The sequence below is a fragment of the Martinezella sp. CNPSo 3964 genome, assembly GCF_057784375.1.
In genome coordinates this window covers 1-4,834 of the sequence record NZ_JBXSOW010000028.1, presented here as the reverse complement: position 1 = coordinate 4,834, position 4,834 = coordinate 1, and the positions used below count along the sequence as shown (strand labels likewise).

The window sequence follows — 4,834 nt, the reverse complement described above, 5'->3', positions numbered from 1 at the left end:
ATGACGGCACTGATCCAGATCCGCGCACTGACATGGTACACCCGCGCGACGGCGGGTGCCGCAAACCTGTTGTATGTCAACACGCTCGCCTCTGGAGAGGCGATGAAGCCTGAAGACGTCAGCAAGATCCAGCAATTCGATTACACGGCGAATTTCACCTGGGGACAGATCGGCACTCTGGTCAATCATCCCTCGACACCACAGGTCGTCAAGGACGCCTATAAGGTCGGCAGCACGACCTATTTCAGCGGCGACTTTGCAGCAAAACACACCGCGCTACTTGCGAGGTTCGCAGCCGGTGAGAAGAAGGCCATGCCTCTCGACGACTGGCGCCCGCTTGGCAATGCCGCGCTTCTGACCATCACGAACACCGCTGCGGCAGCCGCCGATGGCATGGTCGCCGAGGCAGCCGCCAGCCAGAATGATGCATTCGTCAGCCTGATCGCCTACGGGCTCACCTTCCTTGTTGCCGCGGTTCTGAGCATTACCGGGATCTGCGTCATCGTCTTTCGTGTCACCAAGCCTGTCGGGACGCTAACCCATTCGATGACGGAGCTCGCCCATGGCAATCTCTCGGCCCTGATCGGTGGCGTCGAACGGCGTGATGAGATCGGTGCCATGGCACGTTCCGTACAGGTGTTCCAGCAGTCAGCCTTGCGCAACAAGGTACTGGAAGCCGAAGCCGCCGAGGCCCGCGTTACGTCGGAGAATGAACGCGTCGAAGTCCAGCGCCGTGCCGAAGCAGAGGCCGAACAGAGGCTGTCGCTGGCGACGGGCTCGCTTGCGACAGGACTTCGTCATTTGGCATCCGGCGACTTATGCTGCGAGATCGAAACGCCGCTGGCGGCGCAGTTCGAAGCTCTGCGTCACGACTTCAATTCATCGGTCAGCCAGCTGCGCGCTGCCATGTCCCAGGTCGACCAGGCCGCGTCACTCGTAAACAGCGGCAGCTACGAGATCTCGCAGGCTTCCGATAACCTCTCCAAGCGCACCGAGCAGCAGGCCGCGTCGCTGGAAGAGACGGCGGCGGCTCTCGAAGAGGTTACGGCCAATGTCCAATCGACCTCCAAGCGAACTGGAGATGCGCGTGATCTGGTCCGCGGCGCCCGGTTACGAGCAGAAAACTCCAGCCAAGTCGTCAATAATGCCGTCAATGCCATGGGGAGGATCGAGCATTCGTCCAAACAGATCAGCCAGATCATCAGCGTGATCGACGAGATCGCCTTCCAGACCAATCTGCTCGCGCTCAACGCCGGCGTCGAGGCGGCGCGTGCGGGTGAAGCCGGCAAAGGCTTTGCCGTCGTCGCCCAGGAAGTGCGCGAACTTGCCCAGCGGTCGGCCAATGCCGCCAAGGAGATCAAGGCTCTGATCGGCAATTCTGAAGCCGCCGTCGGTGAGGGCGTGAAGCTCGTCAACGACACCGGCGAGGGCCTTGCAGCCATCGCCGACCTGGTCCTGCAGATCAATCAGCACATGGATGCGATCGCCACTGCCGCTCAGGAGCAGTCCATGGGGCTTTCGGAGATCAACAGCGCAGTTAATCACATGGATCAGGCGACACAGCAAAATGCCGCCATGGTCGAAGAGATGAACGCGGCTGGTGCCGGTTTGGCCGAAGAGAGTAAGCGTCTTGGCGAGCTCCTGAGCGCATTCCGCACAGGCCAAGCCGAGCGCATGGAGCCACAGGCGAGGCCCGTCGCCCGGCCTGCTTCAGCCCCGACAACGGGCCGGCATACTGCACGCGCCGTTCCAGTCACGCAGGGCAATGCCGCGCTTAAGCATCTCCAACAGGAGTGGTCGGAGTTCTGACTAGTTTGACGCTAAAATAGGCACTGAAATCCGGTTGCGATTAACGTCGTAAGGATCGCGCAAGACCAAGATTAGTGCTGTGGTTAGCCGATCACCTCGCCCTGCACATAGCTATCGTCCCGAGTTGGCAGGGCTCGTGATCAAACAGTCAGTCCTTGGATGCCTGCTTTTAGCGTTTGCTATATTGGAATAGCCAGTCCCTGGCGGCGCGGATGTAGAAGAACTTGCGCGCGGAAGCCATGTGGTCGACGCCCTCGAACGTCAAGAAGGTGATATTTCCTCCCTTCGCCAAGTATCCCTGGACTTGGTCAGTGAGCAGCTTCTGGTCGTCGACAGGGAAGATGAGCGAAGGATCGAGGCGCTCTGAAGGGCGTGTCACTTTTGCCCCTCCCTTTTGCCAGACGGGTACGCACTTTTCGTTCCACGGCGTGGCCTTGTCATCTTCGGTCCCCGTAATGATGAGCAGCCTCTGATGCGCAAGGGTTGCAACGTCGCTGGGCCGCTGCTGTCCGGCAATGATCAGTCCGGCGGCAAAGGTTTCCGGATGCTTCGCCATAAGCCACAGAGAGGTCATGGCTCCCATGGACCACCCCGTGCAGTAGACCTTCTTCGGATCGATCTTCAGGACCTTGTCCGCTCGATCTTTGAGGTTGGGATTACCGTAGTTCCAAGTATTAGACAGCAGCATCTGTACGAGCTTGTGGGTGTTCTCGACGTCCGACGTGTGCTCCCAGTAGTCGTTCATCGTAGTGCGCTCATAACGCGGCGTGACGATCACACATTCATGGCGCTCCTGCTCTTCCGGCAAACTCCAGATGGTGGCGATGCATTGCTCAGTCAGCGTCTGGGCGCAAGTCCCGTCGTAGCTGATGCCGGAATGGGTGATCGCGAGCAGAAGTGGATAGGATTTGTTTTCACCGCCCTTCTTCAGAAACAACTTCGGCAGATAGATGCTATATTCGAGCCAGGCAGATCGGCTATCGTCCCACCACCAGTGGTTCTGCTCCCAGGCATCAACACCGCGAATGACGACGCTGTTGCCGTGAGACCCGGCGTTGTCCCAGATAGTCTTTGCCGCGGCATAGATCGCACCGCCTTGCGTCCTGATGTCTTTGACCTGGATCAGAGTCACCTTGTCGCTGTCGGTCGTTGGAAGGCTGAGATCCGGATCGTACCGGAATTCCGCGATGACGAACTTCCCAGCAACATCCGTGCCATCGCTACGCAGTGTGGCTTCCGAATTTGTATAGATGGCGAACACCGGGCGTGACTGAGTAGCGTCTGTCGTGGCGTTCTTGTCTGGCTCCTGGGGCATTCCGGGAAAGAAGCCGCGTGCCGCTGGAATTACGCCTGCGGAATAGGTGTCGAGCGCAAGACTGGCGGCATCTATGTCCGTGTCATACTCCACGGCGATGCCATAGACCTTCTGGCCACCGCCGGTAACTTCGCACAGAGCATAGATTCTCTGGATTCCGGGTCTTCGCGATGGCCGCTCTCCAGCCGGGCCAGGTCCGGTTGACGACGCGGCCATGAATCCATTTCTATCAGCCGCCAGCACTCCACTCGAGCCAGGGGCGACCGTAGAGGTGGCGCCCGCCATCACCGATACGGCCGTTATGAAGTCTCTTCTCGATATGTCAGTCATCTCTTGCTCCCGCGCTATTCGATAGGGGTAAGCACCGCTGTCTGCACTTGTTACACCCTCTGCGATCGGTACGTTCCGTTATCTGTGTTCTCGTATATCGAACCCAAGTCGATCACGGGTTCGGCCTAGGCGACCTTGAGAGCGAGCTCGGTTCCACGCTTGATCGGCAGCATGATCGAGATGAAACCATTCACTGGGTCGCGGACGAATTCGAGAAAGTCTGGTTCGGCGTTGTCGTTCAGCACGTAGCCGCCGACGCGAAGCTGTGGCACGACCATCTCGATCACCTGGCGGGCGAGCGATGGTCCCTCGAACTGGGGCCAACCGTCGATCAGAACGAAATCGAGCGGTCCCCCGAGGTCGCGGAGGGTCTGCCGCGCGTCTCCTTGGCGGATCTCGGCATATTCGGCCAGGCCCGCGTCGGCGAGATTGCTGCGCGCGACGTCAATCTTCGCCTGCACCAGTTCGGATCCGATCACAAGGCCGCCGCCGTTGTCGCGCATCGCTGCGGCGAAGTAGATCGCGGACATGCCGACAGACGTGGCGAAGTCGACGACGCGCTTTGCCCCCATCGCCCGGCAAAGGAGGTAGATGAGGTCGCCCTGATCGGGATGGATCGAAAAGCCAAAGCCGGCAAAGGATTCAGCGTCGTGACCTTGGGTTTCGAACGCGCTTCGGTCGGGATGACGCCGTTCCGCGTTCATCCGGGCGATAACATCGAGGATTCCCCGGTCTCGAATCGGGCTGGGCTTGCTGGCAACTTCGTTGGATGTAGACATAAGTGCTCCTCAGGATTGGGAACTCGGGACCAAAGTGTCTGACCTCGCGTCGAGCCGTTTGCGATGGAACAGCCAGCTCACCAAGGCGAAGAACATCGGGACATAGAAGACCGCGAGGACCGTTCCTGTCGTCATGCCGCCGAGTACTGCGGTCCCGATGGCTATCCGGCTCTGAGCGCCAGCGCCAGTGGCGACGGCAAGATATCTGGCATCTGGACGAGGTCGCGATTGCCATCGGCGGCCGGAAACATTGGCTTTGGCGCGCCGTTGATCAGGACGGCTATGTTCTCGACAAGATCGTCCAGGCCCGCCGCGATACCAAGGCTGCCAGGCGATTGCTGAAGAAGCGGGGCCTGTCGCCCAAGCGCATCGTCACCGACAAACTGCGCTCATACGGAGCGGCAAAACGGCAGGTTATGCCCGGCGTCGAACATCGATCGCACAAGGGCCTGAGCAATCGCGCGGAGAATTCACACGTGCCGCTTCGAAAACGCGAGCGGATGATGCAGGGCTTCCGATCCGTCGCAGGCTTGCAGCGTTTCATCTCGGTCTTTTCAGCAGTCAGAAATCTTTTCGTGCCGCCGCACCAGAAACACTCAGT

At 59.6% G+C, this 4,834-nt stretch carries 4 protein-coding genes and 1 pseudogene; 2 read left to right on the top strand and 3 right to left on the bottom strand.

Annotated elements, in window-relative coordinates; genetic code table 11:
• A partial coding sequence (locus AC13Q5_RS34950; RefSeq protein WP_488504952.1) for a methyl-accepting chemotaxis protein occupies positions 1–1,809 on the top strand: 1,809 nt, incomplete at its 5' end.
• 169 nt (positions 1,810–1,978) lie between these two features.
• Here the strand turns inward: AC13Q5_RS34950 and AC13Q5_RS34945 are convergent.
• From AC13Q5_RS34945 to AC13Q5_RS34935, 3 genes are all read right to left on the bottom strand, one after another.
• The gene (locus tag AC13Q5_RS34945) at positions 1,979–3,454 is read right to left on the bottom strand and encodes an alpha/beta hydrolase-fold protein (RefSeq protein WP_488504951.1); all 1,476 of its coding nucleotides are present in this window, start codon (positions 3,452–3,454) and stop codon (positions 1,979–1,981) included.
• A gap of 125 nt (positions 3,455–3,579) precedes the next feature.
• Positions 3,580–4,233: an O-methyltransferase gene (locus tag AC13Q5_RS34940; RefSeq protein ID WP_488504950.1), complete on the bottom strand. Its 654-nt coding sequence runs from the start codon at positions 4,231–4,233 to the stop codon at positions 3,580–3,582.
• A gap of 9 nt (positions 4,234–4,242) precedes the next feature.
• Positions 4,243–4,392, bottom strand: a complete 150-nt coding sequence (locus AC13Q5_RS34935) for a hypothetical protein (RefSeq protein WP_488504953.1) — start codon at positions 4,390–4,392, stop codon at positions 4,243–4,245.
• Positions 4,393–4,427: 35 nt separating this feature from the next.
• On the opposite strand from AC13Q5_RS34935, the pseudogene AC13Q5_RS34930 reads away from it, so the two are divergent.
• Positions 4,428–4,834, top strand: a pseudogene (locus tag AC13Q5_RS34930) (IS6 family transposase); the annotation flags it as partial.

Excerpts from the sequence above, each read along its gene's own strand:
- AC13Q5_RS34945 (WP_488504951.1), bottom strand. The coding sequence starts at position 3,454 with ATGACTGACATATCGAGAAGAGACTTCATAACGGCCGTATCGGTGATG.
- AC13Q5_RS34940 (WP_488504950.1), bottom strand. The coding sequence starts at position 4,233 with ATGTCTACATCCAACGAAGTTGCCAGCAAGCCCAGCCCGATTCGAGAC.